The following is a 17,608-nucleotide window of genomic DNA, read 5'->3' on the forward strand; positions in this document are numbered from 1 at the left end:
GGCCGGCGCGCGCGCGCAGCCAGCCCATGCCCTGGCTGGGCGGCCTGGGCTGGCTGGCCGCGTTTGCGGTGCTGGCAGTGCTGCCGCTACTGCTGAACTCGGACGGGCAGCGTTTTTACATCGAGCTGGTCAGCAAGGTCATGATCATGGCCATCTTCGCGCTGTCGCTGCAGTTGCTGATCGGCTACACCGGGCTGGTCAGCTTGGGCCATGCGGCTTACTTTGCCATGGCCGCCTACGCCACCGCGATGATGGCGCCGCAGGCCGGTCCGGGCAACGGCTGGCTTTTGCTGATGGGCGCGCTTGGCGCGGCCGCGCTGCTGGCGCTGGTGGTGGGCGCGCTGGTGCTGCGCACGCGTGGCATCTATTTCATCATGGTCACGCTGGCATTCGCGCAGATGGTGTATTTCGTCTTTCACGACACCAAGATCGCGGGCGGCAGCGACGGTACCTATATCTATTTCCGACCGGAGTTCGGCTTGTTGGGGGCGCACCCGTTCGACGTCAACGACGTCACGCATTTCTACTGGCTGGTGCTTGGCGCGCTGGTGCTCACGGTGGCCGGGCTGGCGGTGGTGCTGCGCTCGCGCTTCGGCCATGCGCTGGTGGGCATCAAGCATAACGAGCAGCGCATGCGTGCTGCCGGTTATGCCACCTATCGCTACCAGCTTGGCGCCTTCGTGGTGGCCGGCACCTTTGCCGGCCTGGCCGGCTACCTGTATGCCATCCAGTACGGCTTCGTCAATCCGGAGATCGCATCCTGGCACCAGTCCGGCAACGCCATGCTGATGGTGATCCTGGGCGGGGCCGGCAGCCTGGCGGGCGCGGTGCTGGGGGCCTTCTCCTTCGTCTTGCTCGCGGAGTGGTTCAGCACGCTGACCAAGCACTGGCAGTTGCTGATGGGCGGCTTTGTCATCCTGGCGGTGGCTTTGCTGCCGCATGGGCTGATCAGCCTGGCCCGTGGTGCCGCGCGCCGGCGCCAAGGAGGATCACGATGAACGCACCTGTACCTGTCGTACCTGCGCCGGTCCTGTCGGCCCGCAAGCTGACTCGCCGCTTTGGCGGCCTCACCGCGGTGGGCGACGTGGACCTGGACCTGGCCTTGCATGAGATCCACGCGGTGATCGGCACCAATGGCGCGGGCAAGTCCACGCTGATCAATATGTTGTCGGGCGAGCTGCCGCCATCGTCTGGCGCGCTGCAATTGCAGGGGCGCGACGTGACCGGCTGGTCGCAGCCGCGCCTGGCGCGCGAAGGCGTGGGCCGCAGCTACCAGCGCAACAATATCTTCCTGCCGCTGACGGTGCGCGAGAACTGCCGCTTGGCGGCACAGTCGCGCGCGCAGCGGGCCTGGCGGCTGTGGGAGGGCGCGCAGCGATGCCGCACCAGCCGCGCGCTGGGCGACGAAGCCTTGGAGTGCGCCGGCCTGGCAGGCTGCGCGGATACCGTTGCCACGGCGCTGTCGCATGGCCAGAAGCGCCAGCTCGAGGTGGCGATGTGCCTGGCCACCCAGCCCACCGTGCTGCTGCTGGATGAGCCTTTGGCCGGCATGGGCGCGGAGGAGTCGGCACGCATGCTTGCGCTGCTGCGTTCGCTGCGCGATGGCCACGCGGTGCTGCTGGTCGAGCACGACATGGAGGCGGTGTTCTCCGTGGCGGACCGGATCACGGTGATGGTCAACGGCACTGTGATCGCCTCTGGCGATCCCGAAGCGATCCGCGTCAATCGCGAAGTCCAGCAGGCTTACCTGGGCGAGGAGGCTGAGAAGGACGAGGAGGGGGCAGCCTCCCACCAGGCGGCCCTGCATAGGGAGCAGGCAGCATGAGCGCGCCAAGCGAGATGATTGCCGCACGCGGCGTCCATGCCTGGTATGGCAGCAGCCACGTCCTGCGCGGGATCGATTTCAGCGTCGGCACGGGCGAGACCGTGGGCTTGCTGGGGCGCAACGGCATGGGCAAGAGCACGCTGCTGCGTACTCTCCTGGGCCATGTGCGGCAGCGCGAGGGCACCATCCTCGCCGGCGGGCGCGACGTCTCCCGTGCGCAGCCGTATGAAGTGGCACGCCTGGGCGTGGCCTATGTGCCCGAAGGACGGGGCATCTTCCCCAATCTCTCAGTGCGCGAGAACCTCTTGATGGCGGCGCGCAAAGGGCCGTCTGGCCGGATGGACTGGGACGAGGCAAGGGTGCTGGACCTGTTCCCGCGCCTCAAGGAGCGCCTTGGCCACGGTGGGCAGCAACTGTCCGGCGGCGAGCAGCAGATGCTGTCGATCGGCAGGGCCCTGATGACCAACCCGGACTGCCTGATCCTCGATGAGGCGACCGAAGGCCTGGCGCCACGCATTGTCGCCGAGATCTGGCAGGTCATTGCCACCGTGCGCGCCACCGGCATTGCATCCGTGGTGGTGGATCGCAACTACCGCACGGTGCTGGCCAATGCCGATCGCGTGGTGGTGCTGGAGAAGGGCATGGTCGTCATGAACGGGCCTGCGGCCGAACTGGCGGTGCAACCCGGCTTGCTGGATCGCTATCTTGGCGTTTGATCCGCACACGATCCATGTTCAATTGTGACTAAATGTGCACAGTTTGTGGCGGTGCAGCAACGTGCGTATCCCCCTATTCGTGGGCGATTTGGTGGTCCACCCCGCGCAAGCGCTTGACCGGGCGGGACTTCCCTCGCATGCTTGCCACGTCACCAGCACGAGGCAGGTTCCTCAAGGCGGGATGCTCCCTAGTGGTCGTCACCCGGCACTTCATCTAGAATGGCGCGCGTTTGTGCAATGCAATAGCGGCGCGGTGCCGTTGCGCCATCTCAGGCGCACATATCCGTGCGCCGATGCCGTTGCGCGAGCCTTTCAACCTTACCCTTATCCATGACCCAGCCCGCATCCAGTCATTATTTCGTCGAAAGTCCCAGCAAGCGTGCGCTGGTGATCGGGGCGATCGGCGTCGTCTTCGGCGATATCGGTACCAGCCCGTTGTACGCCCTGAAGGAGTGCTTCAGCACCGAGCACGGCATCCCATTTAGCGACGCCGCCGTCATGGGGATCATCTCCATGTTGTTCTGGGCGATGATCATCGTGGTTTCGCTCAAGTACGTGATGTTCGTCATGCGCGCCGACAACGACGGCGAGGGTGGCATCCTGGCCCTGATGGCGCTGGCGCTGCGTACCGCGGCACCGCGCTCGCGCATGGCAAAGCTGCTGATGATGTTCGGCATCTTCGGCGCCTGCATGTTCTATGGCGACGCGGTGATCACCCCGGCGATCTCGGTCCTGTCCGCGGTGGAGGGCCTGGAGATCGCCGCGCCCGGGCTGTCGCACTTCGTCATACCGATCACGCTGGTGATCCTGGTGGCCTTGTTCATGATCCAGCGCAGCGGCACCGCCGCGGTGGGCAAGCTGTTCGGGCCCATCATGATGGTGTGGTTCGCCGCGCTAGGCGCGCTGGGCGCCTACCACATGATGCATGTGCCCTCGATCCTGATGGCGGTCAACCCGTACTACGCGGTCACCTTCCTGATGGAGCATTCGCTGCAGGCCTTTGTGGTGCTTGGCTCGGTGTTCCTGGTGCTGACCGGCGCGGAAGCGCTGTACGCCGATATGGGTCACTTTGGCATCCGGCCGATCCGCACGGGCTGGTTCGCGGTGGTGATGCCTTGCCTGATGCTGAACTACTTCGGGCAGGGCGCGATGCTGCTGCAGAACCCCGAAGCCATCAGCAACCCGTTTTACCTGATGGTGCCGCAACCCTTGCTGCTGCCGATGGTGTTGCTGGCCACCTTTGCCACGGTGATCGCCTCGCAGGCTGTCATCTCCGGTGCTTTCTCGCTGACCAGCCAGGCTATCCAGCTGGGCTTTGTGCCGCGCATGCGCATCCGCTATACCTCGGACGCTGAAATCGGCCAGATCTACCTGCCGGTCATCAACTGGCTCCTGCTGGTGCTGGTGGTGATCGTGGTGGTGGCCTTCAAGAAGTCCGACAACCTGGCGGCCGCCTACGGTATCGCGGTGACGACCACCATGGTGATCACCACGTTCCTGGCCGCCGTGGTCATGCGCAACGTGTGGAAGTGGAACCCGATCCTGGTGACCCTGATCGGCCTGACCTTCCTGCTGGTTGACCTGGCGTTTTTCTCGGCCAACCTGCTCAAGATCGCCGAGGGCGGCTGGTTCCCGCTGCTGATGGGCGGCACCGCCTTCTTCCTGCTGATGACCTGGCACAGCGGGCGCAAGCTGCTGCGCGCACGCAGCCTGGAAGATGGCATTCCGCTCGAGCCGTTTATCGGTGGCCTGCTGGCGCACCCGCCGCATCGGGTCGAAGGCACGGCCGTGTTCCTGACCGGCAACACCGAGTCCGTACCGGTTTCGCTGCTTCACAACCTCAAGCACAACCGCGTGCTGCATGAGCGCGTGGTGTTCCTGAGCTTCGTCACGCGCGACGTGCCCTATGTGGACGATGACCATCGCCTGACCTGCAAGGATCTTGGCGGCGGCGTGTTCATCCTCAAGTCCGAGTACGGTTTCAAGGAAACGCCGGATGTGCAGCGGGTGCTGGATCTGGCCCAGCGCAAGCTCAACATGCAGTTCGAGCTGATGGAAACCTCGTTCTTCATCGCCCGCGAATCGGTGATTCCGTCGAAGCTGCCGGGCATGTCGATGTGGCGTGAAAGCCTGTTCGCGTGGATGCATCAGAACGGTGCCAAGCCCTCGGACTTCTTCCAGATTCCAGCCAACCGTGTAGTTGAGCTTGGAACCAAGGTGGAAATCTGACGGCACTCCCCCCCGGCTCGCATGCCGCAGTAGCGGCCGGGATAGCCTCACTGGCCCGCAGATAGTAAAAAAGCCCCTGTGCACATGGCACAGGGGCTTTTTTACGTCGGTCCCGCGAGGCTCAGCGCTTGAGCTTGGCGAAGGCTGCCGCCATGGCGCCTGACGGTTCATCGCGGCGCTGATTGCCGCCGAACCCCTTGCCCTGGCCGGGCCGCTGGCCCTGACCCTGGCGCGGCGCGTTGCCGCGGTCGGTCTGGCCCGCGCGGACCGGGCCCTGGCCGGGTTCGTCGTCCAGCCGCATGGTCAGGCCAATGCGGTTGCGCTTGACGTCCACTTCCATCACCTTGACCTTGACGATCTGGCCAGCCTTGACCGCCTCGTGCGCATCCTTGATGAACTTGGTGGACAGGGCGGAGATATGGACCAGTCCGTCCTGATGCACGCCGATATCGACGAACGCGCCAAACGCGGCAACGTTGGTGACCACGCCTTCGAGCACCATGCCCGGCTGCAGGTGCTTGATGTCTTCCACGCCGTCCTGGAAGGTGGCGGTCTTGAACTCGGGGCGCGGGTCGCGGCCGGGCTTTTCCAGTTCGGACAGGATGTCGCGCACGGTCGGCAGGCCGAAGGTCTCATCCGTGAAGGATGTCGGCGAGAGGCCACGCAGCGCTTCGCGATTGCCCATCACTTCCGGCAGGCCCTTCTTGATCTGGTCGAGGATCCGCTTGACCACCGGGTAGGCTTCCGGGTGGACCGAGGAGCGGTCCAGCGGGTTGTCGCCATCGTTGACGCGCAGGAAGCCCGCGGCCTGCTCGAACGTCTTGTCACCCAGTCGCGGCACCTTCTTCAGCGCAGCGCGATTGGGGAAGGCCCCGTTGGCATCGCGGTACTCGACGATATTGCGCGCCAGCACCGTGTTCAGGCCGGACACGCGGGCCAGCAGCGGGGCCGAGGCGGTATTCACGTCCACGCCCACGGCGTTCACGCAATCCTCCACCACGGCGTCCAGCGCGCGGGCCAGCTCGCGCTGGTTCACGTCATGCTGGTACTGGCCCACGCCGATCGACTTGGGATCGATCTTGACGAGTTCCGCCAGCGGATCCTGCAGGCGCCGCGCAATCGAGACCGCGCCGCGAATCGACACGTCGAGGTCCGGGAATTCCTTGGCGGCCAGCTCCGATGCCGAGTACACCGAGGCGCCGGCTTCGCTGACCACGATCTTGGTCAGCTTGGCTTCGGGCAATGCCTTCATCAGGTCCAGCACCAGCTTGTCGGTTTCGCGGCTGGCGGTGCCGTTGCCGATCGAAACCAGCATGACATTGTGCTGCTTGGCCATGCGCGCCAGCGTGGCGAGCGAGCCGTTCCAGTCGCGGCGCGGCTCGTGCGGGTAGATGGTGGCGGTGTCGATCAGCTTGCCGGTGGCGTCGACCACGGCCACCTTGCAGCCGGTGCGGATGCCCGGGTCGATGCCCATCACGGACTTCGGACCCGCCGGCGCGGCCAACAGCAGTTCGTGCAGGTTGCGGCCGAACACCTTGATGGCTTCACTTTCCGCGGTTTCACGCAGCTGGGTCAGCAGCTCGGTTTCCAGGTGCGGCTGCACCTTGACGCGCCAGCACCAGCGGCAGACATCGGCCAGCCACTTGTCAGCCGGGCGGTTCTGGTTCTGGATGCCGACATGGCGCGCGATCATGCCTTCGCACGGGTGCGGCACCATCGCGTCCTGTTCCTCGCCCAGACCGAGCTTGACCATCAGCACGCCCGCATTGCGGCCGCGGAACAGCGCCAGCGCGCGGTGGGACGGAATGGTGCGAATGGTTTCGCTGTATTCGTAGTAATCGCGGAATTTCTCTTCTTCCGCGCCTTCCTTGCCTTCCATCACAGAGGAGGTGACCAGGCCATGGCTCCACAGGTGCTCGCGTACTTTGCCGAGCAGCTCGGCGGTTTCGCCAAACTGTTCCGACAGGATGTCGCGCGCGCCATCCAGCGCGGCCTTGACGTCCGGCACGCCGCCCTCGGCGGTGGGGTTGCCGTTGACGTACTTGGCGGCCTCGGCCTGCGGGTCCAGCGTGGGGTCGGCCAGCAGCGCCAGCGCCAGCGGTTCCAGCCCGCATTCGCGCGCGATCTGGGCGCGGGTGCGGCGTTTGGGCTTGTAGGGCAGGTAAAGGTCTTCCAGGACCTGCTTGGTCTCCGCGCCTTCGACGGCTGCGCGCAGCTCGGGCGTCAGCTTGCCCTGTTCCTCGATCGAGGCGAGGATGGTGGCGCGGCGCTCTTCCATCTCGCGCAGATAGAGCAGGCGTTCTTCCAGATTACGCAGATGCGTGTCGTCCAGGTTGCCGGTCACTTCCTTACGGTAGCGCGCAATGAACGGCACGGTCGCGCCTTCGTCGAGCAGTTCTACGGCCGCCGCCACCTGGCGGGGTTGGACGGACAGTTCGGCCGCGATGAGCGACACGATCTTTTGCATGACGGAAGCTGGCAGAGTGGACATCAGGAAAACAGTCGGTCGAAAGCGGGGCATTTTGCCACAAGCTTGCCGCCACGCGGCGAGGCGCTTGGGAGTGGGGCTGCCTGCGTGGCCCCGGGGTGCCCGCGGGGGCGGTGGCGCCGCGCCGGGATGCCGGCCCGCCCGTATGTCAACAAGCGTGGCAACAAGCACGGCAACCGGCAGGGCGGATGTTAGAATCCAAGCATGATCGTCAAGCCACATCCGACCGCCTTTGCGGCCGCGTTCCCCGACCGCCTCGCCACTCCGGCTGTGCTCCGCGCGGCCCGCTTCCTGCCTGCGCAGGTGCGGCTTGCCGTGCTTGCCACTGGCCTGGCGGCGTTGTTCCTGCCAACGCTCGGCCAGGCGCAGGCGGCCCCTGGTGCCGCGCAGCCTCCTGCCGCTGCCGGCGCGGCGCAAACGCCGCCCCGGGATTTCGCCGCGGAGCGCAAGGCCATCAGCGACTCGCGCGCCTGGACCACCTATCGCTATGGCACGGCCGAGCACGATTGCTACAACAAGTTCTTTGTCACGCATTGCATCGACAAGGCCAAGGACGCGCAGCGTGCCGAGTTGCAGGTGCTGCGCAAGCGGGAGCTTGAGGTCGGTGACGCTGAGCGCGCATTCAAGGCGGCCGAGCGTGACCGGCAACAGGCGATCCAGCGCGCCCAGTACGAAGCGGAACAGCCCAGCCGCGACGCCAACGAGCGCGCCAGCCGCGAAAGCTACGAGCGCAAGCAGCAAGAGCAGAAACTGCGCGATGCGCAGCATGAGGCCGATGCGCCGCAGCGCGCCGCCAATGCCCAGGCCTACGACAAGAAGCAGGCCGACTTCGATGCCCGCGTCAAGGCCGCCCAGGAGCAGGGCGCGCAGCAAGCCAAGCAGCGGCAGGAAAATGTCAAGGCTTACGAGCAAAAGCAGCGTGACGCCGAGCAACGGCAGAAAGACGTCGACGAGCGTCGTGCCAAGGCCAAGGAGCAGCAGGGTCAGGCGTCCGCGCCACGTCCCTTCGGTTTCTGAGCGGCTAAGCGCCGCGCCCACAGCCGGGGGCAATACCGGCGACAATAGCCGGTGCCAGACGTCGGCGCGATGCATCTGGCCGCGCCCACGTCATTTGCCGTACCGGCCCGCCGGCGCCCAGCGCCGGCTTTGAGCGGGGGAGCCCATGGACCGCAACCTGAATACCTTATCGCGACAGATCATGGAGTTGCAGATCGAGCATCGCGATCTCGATTACCTGATCGACCGCATGGCGGCTGATGCCGCGCACGATGAGCTGCAACTGCGCCGACTGAAAAAGCGCCGTCTCAAGCTCAAGGACGCGATTACCTTGCTACAGCTTCAGCTCGAGCCGGACGTGCCCGCCTGATTCCCCGATTCCCCTTGCCCCGGGCCGCTCTTGAAGTGGCTCGCCAAAAAGCCTCGCCTTGCCCGACTCCGAAGACCTGCCCGCCGCCAACGTAACGTCAGATCCGTCTGATCAAGCCGCTACGCCCGACACGCCTGACTCGCCCGAAGCACCGGCGGCCAGCGCTGCCGGGCCGTCCGGTACGGCGGCTTCGCACGCCGCTCAACTGGCCACTATCTTTGCCGAGACCGGGACACTGGCCACCGGCATCGAAGGCTATCGCCCGCGCGCGGCGCAAGAGCAGATGGCTGCCGCCGTGGCCGGGGCGATCGAGCGCGCAGACACGGTCATCGTCGAGGCCGGCACGGGCACGGGCAAGACCTTCGCCTACCTGGTTCCGGCCATGCTGTGGGGCGGCAAGGTGATCCTCTCCACCGGCACCAAGAACCTGCAGGACCAGCTTTTCCTTCGCGATATCCCCACGGTGCGTAAAGCGCTCAACGTGCCGGTGTCGGTGGCGCTGCTAAAGGGGCGGGCCAACTACCTCTGCCATTACCACCTGGAGCGGGCCGAGATCCAGGGCCGCCTGGCTTCGCGCCAGGATGCCGCCTGGCTGCGCGAGATCGCCCGCTTTGCCAAGGTCACGTCGTCGGGCGACAAGGGCGAGCTGGCCTCGGTGCCGGAAAACGCGCCGGTCTGGCAGCTGGTTACCTCGACCCGCGACAACTGCATGGGCACGGAGTGCCCGAGCTACAAAGAGTGCTTTGTGATGCGCGCCCGCAAGGAAGCACAGCAGGCGGACATCGTGGTAGTCAACCACCACCTGTTCTTTGCCGACGTGGTGCTGCGTGACACGGGCATGGCCGAGCTGCTGCCAGCGGCCAATACGGTGATCTTCGACGAAGCGCACCAGTTGCCCGATACGGCGACGCTATTCTTCGGCGAGAGCCTGTCCACCAGCCAGTTGCTGGAGCTGGCGCGGGACACCGTGGCCGAGGGCCTCTCGCACGCGCGGGACGCCGCCGACTGGGTGCGGATCGCGGCCCCCCTGGAGCGCGCCGCGCGGGACCTGCGCCTGGCCTTCACCCGGGACAATTCCCGCCTGGCGGTGAGCCAGATCGAGGCGGATCCCCGCATCGGCAAGCCATTCTTCGAGACGCTGGATGCGCTCGAAACCGCGCTGTCGGAATTCGTGACCCTGCTGGAAAGCCAGGCCGAACGCGCCGAGTCATTGGAGCAGTGCCATCGCCGCGCGGTGGAGCTCGACCAGCGCCTGGCCGCCTGGCGCAACGATGCCAAGGCGGTGCCACCGCCCGCCGCAGTCGAGGGCGATGAAAAGTCCCCGGCCAGCGCGGCCTTCGGGCCGGAAACCGTGCGCTGGGTCGAGGTGTTCTCCCAGACCGTACAGTTGCACCGCACGCCACTGTCGATCGCGCCGATCTTCACGCGCCAGCGCGAAGGGCACCCTCGCGCCTGGATCTTCACCTCGGCTACGCTATCCGTGAAGGGCAATTTCACGCACTATGCGGCCCAGCTTGGCCTGGACAAAGACAAGTCGCTGACGTTGCCCAGTCCGTTCGACTACGCCACCCAGGGCCTGCTCTACGTGCCGCGCGACCTGCCGGCGCCGCAGTCGCCGCAGTTCACCGACGCCGTGGTGCAGACCGCGCTGCCGCTGATCGAGGCCGCCGGCGGCCGCGCTTTCCTGTTGTGCACCACGCTGCGGGCAGTGCAACGTGCCTCCGACCTGCTTTACGAGGCCTTTGCCGAACGCGGCCTGGAACTGCCCTTGCTGGTGCAGGGCCAGGCCAGCCGTACCGAATTGCTGGATCGCTTCCGCGAGCTTGGCAATGCGGTGCTGGTGGGCAGCCAGAGCTTCTGGGAAGGCGTCGACGTGCGCGGCGAGGCGCTCTCGCTGGTCATCATCGACAAGCTGCCGTTCGCCCCGCCCGACGACCCGGTGCTGGCGGCGCGCATGGAAGTACTGCAAAAGAAGGGCCTGAGCCCGTTCGCCGTGCATCAGCTGCCGCATGCCGTGATCACGCTCAAGCAGGGCGCGGGGCGGCTGATCCGCTCGGAATCCGACCGTGGCGTGCTGGTGATCTGCGATACCAGGCTGGTGGAGAAGCCCTACGGCCGCCAGATCTGGCAGAGCCTGCCGCCCTTCAAGCGCACGCGCGAGGCCGAGACGGTGGTGCACTTCCTGGAGTCGCTGCGCAATGGCGAAAGCGCGCCGGCGGCCGACGACGCCGGAGGGGAAGCCGCACCCGATTGACCGCCTGGCGCGGGCGGCGGCCAACAAACAAAAAACCCGATCTTCCGATCGGGTTTTTTGTTGCCAGCGCACTCAAGCGCGGTGCCTGACGTTCAGAACACTTCCCACCAGGACTTGTCCTTGCGGCGTTCCCCGTACTTGATGTAATCGCTGTTGGGGAAGTTCTTTTCCATCACGCGGGCGGTATCGTCGCGCAAGTCCTTCATGCCCAGCGAATCGTACGAGCGGATCATGATGTACAGCGCTTCCTCGTTGGCCGGTGCGCCGTCATAGTCCTTGAGCGCCTGCTGGGCCCGGTTTGCCGCAGCCAGGTAGGCGCCACGGCGGTAGTAGTAACGTGCCGCATGGACCTCGTGCTGGGCCAGCGAGTTCACGATGTATTGCATGCGCGCGGCAGCGTCCGTCGTGTACTTGCTGTCCGGGAAGCGCGTGACCAGCGTGTTGAAGGCGTCATAAGCAGCGCGCGCGGCCTTGGGGTCACGCTCGCTCAGGTCCTGACCGGAAAAACGGCCGAGCCAGCCCAAATTGTCATTGAAGTTGATCAGGCCCTTCAGGTAATAGGCATAATCCACGTTCGGGTGATTCGGATGCAACTGGATGAAGCGGTCGACCGAGGCAAGCGCGGCGGCGGTTTCGCCGTCCTTGTAGTTGGCGTAGGCGGTATCGATCTGTGCCTGCTGGGCGAAACGGCCGAAGGGATAACGTCCCTCAAGCTTCTCGTACAGCTTCACAGCTCGGGTAAAGTCGCCGGAATCTAGTGCGTCCTTGGCTTCCGAATATAATTTGTTAGCCGACCAGCCGGCAGTTTCGTCTGGTTGATCCGACAGCAGGCCGCACGCCGATAGCATGACGCAGCCGCCTGCGAGCAGAATCGCTCCAATTCTTGCGCGCCAGCTGGCGCGCTTCATGCTCATCAATTGCATGGGCAACGTATCCCGGATGAAAAATAGCGTCAAGCATTATAGCCCAAGCCCCTTGTCGGAAACCGCCGCCAAGGGCATCGAGCAGCAAGCTGCCGATTCAACCGACATCTTGAACGAGGTGGAGGACCTGGAAGACCTGACCGATGTGGCCGCGCTAGGCGGCCTGGAGGCAGGAGCGGAGGCATCTCCAATCGAATTGGAAATGCAGCCGGTAGAGATCGAAGTCGATGGTGCATCACACGGCGAGCGCCTCGACAAGTTGTTGGCACGCCACCTCAGCGGCTTCTCGCGCAGCCGCCTGCAGCAATGGATCGAGAACGGGGCGGTGCTGGTCGACGGCGAGGTGCGCCGCTCCAAGTCCTCCGTGCAGATGGGCGAACGCGTCGTGGTCCGTCCGCAGGCGGCGGCAGAATCGCGCGCCTTCGTGGCCGAAGACGTGCCGCTCAACGTCGTGTACGAGGACGCCACGCTGCTGGTCATCGACAAGCCCGCCGGCCTGGTGGTGCATCCTGCCGCCGGCAACTGGGGCGGCACGGTGCTAAACGGCCTGCTGCACCGCTACCCGGAGGCTGCAAGCCTGCCGCGCGCGGGCATCGTCCACCGGCTCGACAAGGAAACGTCGGGGCTGATGGTGGTGGCCCGCACGCTGACCGCCCAGACCGACCTGGTGCGCCAGCTGCAGGCGCGTACTGTCAAGCGCAGCTACCTGGCGCTGGTGTGGGGCGTGACGCCCGAGTCCGGCACGATCGACGCGCCGATCGGCCGTGATCCGCGCGAGCGGATCCGCATGGCGATCGTGCTCACCAACAGCGGCAAGCCCTCGCGCACCCATTTCCGTACCCTTGGCACGGTGCCGCTCGGGCGCGGCCATGTTTCCATGGTGATGTGCCAGCTCGAAACCGGCCGCACCCACCAGATTCGCGTCCACTTCGAGTCGATCGGCCATCCGATGGTGGGCGACCCGGTCTATCACCGCGCCGCCACCCAGCGCGGCCAGCGTCCGGCCATCAAGGCACCGCTGCCGGTGCCGCTGGCGCGCCAGGCGCTCCACGCCTTCCGGCTTGGGCTGGTGCACCCGGCCACCGGCAAGCTCGTATCTTGGGAAGCGCAGCCGCCCGATGACTTGCAGGCGCTGATCGAGGCGCTCGACTTTGACCGTGCCGACGACGAAGAGGAGGACGACGGCTGGACCGAAGGCGAGGACGGCGCATGGGAATACGGCGATGACGACTGAGGCGCCTTGGCTAGTCCCGGACTGGCCGGCTCCGGCGCGGGTGCGCGCGTTGTCCACCACCCGCCAGGGCGGCGTCAGCGAGGCCCCCTACGGCCTGGCTGACGGCAGCCCGGGCGGGCTGAACCTTGGCACCCATGTGGGCGACGAAGCCGCCGCGGTCGCGGCCAACCGCGCACGGCTGGCCGCGCGGCTGCCGGCCGTGCCCGGCTGGCTAGAGCAGGTGCACGGCTGCGCGATCGCCACCGAGGACCAGTTTGCCGCCGATGGCGTGGCTCCGCAGGCGGACGCCAGCATTGCCACGACCGCTGGCCGGGTCTGCGCCGTGATGACCGCCGATTGCCTGCCCGTGCTGCTGTGCGACCGTGCCGGCACCGTGGTTGGCGCCGCGCACGCCGGCTGGCGAGGGCTGTGTGGCGGCGTGATCGAGGCAACCCTGGCGCGTATGGGCAAGCAGGTTGGCGCGCAGGCGCAGTGGCTGGCCTGGCTCGGGCCGGCGATCGGCCCGGATGCCTTCGAGGTTGGCGCCGAAGTCCGGCAGGCGTTCCTGGCCCAGGCGCGGCCTGACGAGATGGCGCAGGTGGATCTTGCCTTCCGCGCCGGCGCAGGCGGCAAGTACTTCGCCGATATCTACACGCTGGCCCGCATCCGCCTGGCCCGCGCCGGCTGCACCGCGGTGTACGGCGGCAACGCCTGCACCGTTGGCGATGCGCAGCGCTTCTACTCCTACCGGCGCGACGGCGTCACAGGGCGCATGGCCAGCCTGGTCTGGCTGGCCGCCTGAAACTTTCCCAGCGTCAATCCCGGGCAGGCGGCTGTTCCTGTCCCGCGGATTCTGCAGGTTCCACGGAGCCGGAGGGCGCTTGCGCGCTCTTCGCCTGCCTCGCTTCCTCTGCCTTGCGCCGGCGCAGGCGCCCCGGGGTGCCCATGATGTACACGAGGATCGCCACGGGGAACAGGCCGTAAAAGACGAACGTGGCCAGTCCCGCGACCACGGTATGCTCGGTAATGGCCATCATCAGGACCACATACAGCCAACCGATTGCAACGATGTACATCAGGAAGTCATCCTTCTCGGGCAAGCTAGCCCCGTGGCCGGAGTGGCGCCAAAGGGAGGCTCGCAGGTTCGCGCTGAGCGCATTTTGCCGTTAGCGCCGGTCCGCGCATTTTTCCGCATTGACAGGCATAACATTGCAAGGCAACAATGGCCTCGAATGCACTGCAAGGCAGTGTGCTGGCAGGCATTCGCAGGCTCCGCCGGGACGTTCAGGTCCGCGGCGCGGCGTGTCCGGCAAGCATACCGCATGACGTCACCAGCCGAGGGCGTCAGCGCGGGCCGGTTCCGAGGCTGGCGGCGGGGGAGAGCCCCGCGGTGGTGGTACGCCGCCCAGCCAGCTTTCAAATAAGTGACGGCAGAGAGACGAAACATCATGGCAACCGGCAAAGGTGCGGCAGCTTCCACCAAGGAAGACAAGTCCCAACCGTTTTCATTTGCTTCGGGGCCATTTGATCCAGCGACATGGCTGGAATGGTCCCGTCAGGCACAGGCTAACGGTGCGACGACCCAGCAGGGCATGCCTGGCATGCCATTTATCCCCGGTTTCGAGGCATTGAAGGGTTCCGCCATGGCGGGCGTGAAAATCGCGCCCGATCAACTGGCCGACATCCAGCAACGCTACATGAAGGACTTCACCGCGCTCTGGCGAAGCATGGCCGAGGGCGGCGCCAATCCCGCCACGGCCCTGGCTGATCGCCGCTTTTCCGGCGATGCCTGGCGCAGCAGCGCGGCGTTTCACTACGCTGCCGCTTTCTACCTGATCAATGCGCGTGCCATGAATGAGCTGGCGGGCGCGGTCGAAGCCGATGCCAAGACCCGCCAGCGTATCCGTTTCGCGATCTCGCAATGGGTCGACGCCATGTCGCCGGCCAATTTCCTCGCCACCAATCCGGAGGCGCAGAAAAAGCTGATCGACTCCGGCGGCGAATCGCTGCGGGCCGGCGTGCGCAACATGCTCGACGACCTTGGCCGCGGCAAGATCTCGCAGACCGACGAATCCGCCTTCGAAGTGGGCCGCAACGTGGCCGTGACCGAGGGCGCGGTGGTCTACGAGAACGCCTATTTCCAGCTGCTTCAGTACAAGCCCGTCACCGACAAGGTGTTTGCGCGCCCGCTGCTGCTTGTGCCGCCTTGCATCAACAAGTACTACATCCTCGACCTGCAGCCGCAGACCTCGCTGGTGCACTACATGGTGGAGCAGGGCCATACCGTCTACATGGTTTCCTGGCGCAATCCGGATGCCTCGATGGCCGAGCTCAGCTGGGATGACTACATCGAACATGCCGCCATCCGCGCCATCGAAGTCACGCGCGAGATCAGCGGCCAGGACCAGATCAACGTGCTGGGCTTCTGCGTGGGCGGCACCATCGTCTCCACTGCGCTGGCGGTGCTGGCCAAGCGCGGCGAGCATCCCGCCGCCAGCCTGACGCTGCTGACCACGCTGCTCGATTTTGCCGATACCGGCGTGCTCGATGTGTTCGTCGACGAAGCCCACGTCAAGCTGCGTGAAAACACGCTGGGTGGCGCGGCGGGCACGCCCTGCGCGTTGCTGCGTGGCGTGGAACTGGCCAACACGTTCTCGTTCCTGCGTCCCAACGACCTGGTCTGGAACTATGTCGTCGACAACTACCTGAAGGGCAATACGCCGGTCCCGTTCGACCTGCTGTTCTGGAACGGCGACGCCACCAACCTGCCGGGCCCCTGGTATTGCTGGTACCTGCGCCATACCTACTTGCAGAACGAGCTCAAGGTGCCGGGCAAGCTGACCGTGTGCAACGCGCCGGTGGACCTGGGCAGCATCGACGTGCCAACTTACATCTATGGCTCGCGTGAAGACCACATCGTACCCTGGATGTCGGCCTATGCTTCCACCGCGTTGCTCAAGAACAAACTGCGTTTCGTGCTGGGCGCGTCGGGCCATATCGCCGGCGTGATCAACCCGCCGGCCAAGAAGAAGCGCAGCCACTGGACCAACGACAAGCTCCCGGCTTCGGCGCAGGAGTGGTTCGACGGCGCCGCCGAGCACGCCGGCAGCTGGTGGCCGGACTGGGCGGCCTGGCTGGCCAAGCACGCCGGCGCGCGCAAGGCGGCCCCCACCGACTACGGCAACAAGGATTACCGCGCGATCGAGCCGGCACCGGGCCGCTACGTCAAGGCGAAGGCATAGGATTTGTCCGGGCCGGCGCCCTGCGGGGCCGGCCTCTTTCACCCCTTATTTGCATCCAACTCGAGAGGACCTCCCAATGACTGACATTGTCATCGTATCCGCTGCCCGTACCGCGGTGGGCAAGTTCGGCGGCTCGCTCGCCAAGATTCCCGCGCCTGAGCTGGGCGCCATCGTCATCAAGGCTGCGCTTGAGCGTGCCGGCGTCAAGCCCGAGCAGGTCAGCGAAGTGATCATGGGCCAGGTACTGACGGCCGGCTCCGGCCAGAACCCGGCGCGCCAGGCAGCGCTGAAGGCTGGCCTGCCCGTGATGGTGCCGGCCATGACCATCAACAAGGTCTGCGGCTCCGGCCTGAAGGCCGTGATGCTGGCCGCCAACGCGATTGCCGCGGGCGATGCCGAGATCGTGGTGGCCGGTGGCCAGGAAAACATGAGCGCCGCGCCACACGTGCTGCCGGGCTCGCGCGATGGCTTCCGCATGGGCGACGCCAAGCTGATCGACAGCATGATCGTGGACGGCCTGTGGGACGTCTACAACCAGTACCACATGGGCGTCACCGCCGAGAACGTGGCCAAGGAATACGGCATCACGCGCGAAGCCCAGGACGCGTTCGCGGCCGGTTCGCAGAACAAGGCGGAAGCCGCGCAGAAGGCCGGCAAGTTCGATGAAGAAATCGTGCCGGTGCCGATTCCCCAGCGCAAGGGCGACCCGGTGATGTTCGCCACCGATGAGTTCGTGCGCCACGGCGTCACGCAAGATGCGCTCGCTGGTCTCAAGCCGGCCTTCGACAAGGCTGGTTCCGTGACCGCTGCCAACGCCTCGGGCCTGAACGACGGCGCCGCCGCGGTGGTGGTCATGTCGGCGGCCAAGGCCAAGGAACTCGGCCTGACCCCGCTGGCCACGATCCGCGCCTACGGCACCGCCGGTGTCGATCCCAAGGTGATGGGCATGGGTCCGGTGCCTGCGTCCAAGCGCTGCCTGTCGCGCGCCGGATGGAGCGTGGAAGAGCTCGACCTGATGGAAATCAACGAAGCCTTCGCCGCCCAGGCCCTGGCCGTGCACAAGCAGATGGGCTGGGATACGTCCAAGGTCAACGTCAATGGCGGCGCCATTGCGATTGGCCACCCGATCGGTGCGTCGGGCTGCCGCATCCTGGTCACGCTGCTGCACGAAATGAAGCGCCGCGACGCCCACAAGGGCCTGGCCTCGCTGTGCATCGGCGGCGGCATGGGTGTGGCGCTGGCTGTGGAACGCAAGTGACGATTTGCCGGGCTTGCCGCAGCGAACAAGCGCGCAGGCCGGTCTGAGGGGTGTGCCGGCGCGGGGGGCTTCCCGCTTGCCGGCGTCAATAAAA

General features: G+C 66.0%; 14 protein-coding genes. 11 read left to right on the forward strand and 3 right to left on the reverse strand.

What is annotated here, in order from left to right; translation table 11 throughout:
- The first annotated feature begins 26 nt into the window (after window positions 1-26).
- The 4 genes from AC1RQC_RS26415 (at window position 27) to AC1RQC_RS26430 (ending at window position 4,770) form a co-directional block, all read left to right on the forward strand.
- Complete coding sequence (locus AC1RQC_RS26415; RefSeq protein WP_492372842.1) at window positions 27-998, forward strand: branched-chain amino acid ABC transporter permease; 972 nt, start codon at window positions 27-29, stop codon at window positions 996-998.
- The gene (locus tag AC1RQC_RS26420) at window positions 995-1,825 is read left to right on the forward strand and encodes an ABC transporter ATP-binding protein (RefSeq protein WP_492372783.1); all 831 of its coding nucleotides are present in this window, start codon (window positions 995-997) and stop codon (window positions 1,823-1,825) included. The genes AC1RQC_RS26415 and AC1RQC_RS26420 overlap by 4 nt, the downstream gene beginning before the upstream one ends.
- Window positions 1,822-2,541 carry an ABC transporter ATP-binding protein gene (locus AC1RQC_RS26425; RefSeq protein WP_492807656.1) on the forward strand — a complete coding sequence of 240 codons (720 nt, stop codon included), beginning with the start codon at window positions 1,822-1,824 and terminating at the stop codon, window positions 2,539-2,541. Before AC1RQC_RS26420 ends, AC1RQC_RS26425 begins: the two co-directional genes overlap by 4 nt.
- A gap of 330 nt (window positions 2,542-2,871) precedes the next feature.
- Window positions 2,872-4,770, forward strand: a complete 1,899-nt coding sequence (locus AC1RQC_RS26430; RefSeq protein WP_492372785.1) for a potassium transporter Kup — start codon at window positions 2,872-2,874, stop codon at window positions 4,768-4,770.
- A 121-nt stretch (window positions 4,771-4,891) separates the two neighbouring features.
- Here AC1RQC_RS26430 and AC1RQC_RS26435 read toward each other — a convergent pair whose 3' ends face one another.
- A complete protein-coding gene (locus tag AC1RQC_RS26435; protein ID WP_492372786.1) occupies window positions 4,892-7,261 on the reverse strand; it encodes a Tex family protein in 2,370 nt (789 codons plus the stop codon).
- Window positions 7,262-7,462: 201 nt separating this feature from the next.
- On the opposite strand from AC1RQC_RS26435, the gene AC1RQC_RS26440 reads away from it, so the two are divergent.
- The 3 genes from AC1RQC_RS26440 (at window position 7,463) to yoaA (ending at window position 10,878) form a co-directional block, all read left to right on the forward strand.
- Complete coding sequence (locus AC1RQC_RS26440; protein ID WP_492826782.1) at window positions 7,463-8,275, forward strand: hypothetical protein; 813 nt, start codon at window positions 7,463-7,465, stop codon at window positions 8,273-8,275.
- 145 nt (window positions 8,276-8,420) lie between these two features.
- Window positions 8,421-8,624 carry a DUF465 domain-containing protein gene (locus AC1RQC_RS26445; RefSeq protein ID WP_150987726.1) on the forward strand — a complete coding sequence of 68 codons (204 nt, stop codon included), beginning with the start codon at window positions 8,421-8,423 and terminating at the stop codon, window positions 8,622-8,624.
- Between the two features lie 76 nt (window positions 8,625-8,700).
- Entirely contained in the window at window positions 8,701-10,878 is a 2,178-nt protein-coding gene (gene yoaA, locus AC1RQC_RS26450) for a DNA repair helicase YoaA (RefSeq protein ID WP_492827026.1), read from the forward strand.
- Window positions 10,879-10,970: 92 nt separating this feature from the next.
- On the opposite strand, the gene AC1RQC_RS26455 is transcribed toward yoaA, so the two are convergent.
- The gene (locus tag AC1RQC_RS26455; RefSeq protein WP_183031633.1) at window positions 10,971-11,801 is read right to left on the reverse strand and encodes an outer membrane protein assembly factor BamD; all 831 of its coding nucleotides are present in this window, start codon (window positions 11,799-11,801) and stop codon (window positions 10,971-10,973) included.
- Here AC1RQC_RS26455 and AC1RQC_RS26460 point away from each other — a divergent pair.
- Both AC1RQC_RS26460 and pgeF read left to right on the forward strand, forming a co-directional pair.
- Window positions 11,725-13,035 carry an RluA family pseudouridine synthase gene (locus tag AC1RQC_RS26460; protein WP_492372788.1) on the forward strand — a complete coding sequence of 437 codons (1,311 nt, stop codon included), beginning with the start codon at window positions 11,725-11,727 and terminating at the stop codon, window positions 13,033-13,035. The two genes, AC1RQC_RS26455 and AC1RQC_RS26460, sit on opposite strands and share 77 nt — an antisense overlap.
- Window positions 13,025-13,816, forward strand: coding sequence for a peptidoglycan editing factor PgeF (pgeF, locus tag AC1RQC_RS26465; protein WP_492372789.1), 792 nt, complete (start codon window positions 13,025-13,027; stop codon window positions 13,814-13,816). The genes AC1RQC_RS26460 and pgeF overlap by 11 nt, the downstream gene beginning before the upstream one ends.
- Before the next feature lie 13 nt (window positions 13,817-13,829).
- Here pgeF and AC1RQC_RS26470 read toward each other — a convergent pair whose 3' ends face one another.
- Complete coding sequence (locus AC1RQC_RS26470) at window positions 13,830-14,090, reverse strand: hypothetical protein (RefSeq protein ID WP_492372790.1); 261 nt, start codon at window positions 14,088-14,090, stop codon at window positions 13,830-13,832.
- 372 nt (window positions 14,091-14,462) lie between these two features.
- On the opposite strand from AC1RQC_RS26470, the gene phaC reads away from it, so the two are divergent.
- A complete protein-coding gene (gene phaC / locus AC1RQC_RS26475; protein WP_492830833.1) occupies window positions 14,463-16,256 on the forward strand; it encodes a class I poly(R)-hydroxyalkanoic acid synthase in 1,794 nt (597 codons plus the stop codon).
- Window positions 16,257-16,332: 76 nt separating this feature from the next.
- Window positions 16,333-17,514, forward strand: coding sequence for an acetyl-CoA C-acetyltransferase (locus tag AC1RQC_RS26480; RefSeq protein ID WP_043345333.1), 1,182 nt, complete (start codon window positions 16,333-16,335; stop codon window positions 17,512-17,514).
- The last annotated feature ends 94 nt before the right edge of the window (window positions 17,515-17,608 follow it).

The sequence above is a fragment of the Cupriavidus sp. GW822-FHT03E04 genome, assembly GCF_058801495.1.

Excerpts from the sequence above, each read along its gene's own strand:
- AC1RQC_RS26415 (WP_492372842.1), top strand. The coding sequence starts at position 27 with ATGCCCTGGCTGGGCGGCCTGGGCTGGCTGGCCGCGTTTGCGGTGCTG.
- AC1RQC_RS26420 (WP_492372783.1), top strand. The coding sequence starts at position 995 with ATGAACGCACCTGTACCTGTCGTACCTGCGCCGGTCCTGTCGGCCCGC.
- AC1RQC_RS26425 (WP_492807656.1), top strand. The coding sequence starts at position 1,822 with ATGAGCGCGCCAAGCGAGATGATTGCCGCACGCGGCGTCCATGCCTGG.
- AC1RQC_RS26430 (WP_492372785.1), top strand. The coding sequence starts at position 2,872 with ATGACCCAGCCCGCATCCAGTCATTATTTCGTCGAAAGTCCCAGCAAG.
- AC1RQC_RS26435 (WP_492372786.1), bottom strand. The coding sequence starts at position 7,261 with ATGTCCACTCTGCCAGCTTCCGTCATGCAAAAGATCGTGTCGCTCATC.
- AC1RQC_RS26440 (WP_492826782.1), top strand. The coding sequence starts at position 7,463 with ATGATCGTCAAGCCACATCCGACCGCCTTTGCGGCCGCGTTCCCCGAC.
- AC1RQC_RS26445 (WP_150987726.1), top strand. The coding sequence starts at position 8,421 with ATGGACCGCAACCTGAATACCTTATCGCGACAGATCATGGAGTTGCAG.
- AC1RQC_RS26460 (WP_492372788.1), top strand. The coding sequence starts at position 11,725 with ATGACGCAGCCGCCTGCGAGCAGAATCGCTCCAATTCTTGCGCGCCAG.
- AC1RQC_RS26455 (WP_183031633.1), bottom strand. The coding sequence starts at position 11,801 with ATGCAATTGATGAGCATGAAGCGCGCCAGCTGGCGCGCAAGAATTGGA.
- pgeF (WP_492372789.1), top strand. The coding sequence starts at position 13,025 with ATGACGACTGAGGCGCCTTGGCTAGTCCCGGACTGGCCGGCTCCGGCG.
- AC1RQC_RS26470 (WP_492372790.1), bottom strand. The coding sequence starts at position 14,090 with ATGTACATCGTTGCAATCGGTTGGCTGTATGTGGTCCTGATGATGGCC.
- phaC (WP_492830833.1), top strand. The coding sequence starts at position 14,463 with ATGGCAACCGGCAAAGGTGCGGCAGCTTCCACCAAGGAAGACAAGTCC.
- AC1RQC_RS26480 (WP_043345333.1), top strand. The coding sequence starts at position 16,333 with ATGACTGACATTGTCATCGTATCCGCTGCCCGTACCGCGGTGGGCAAG.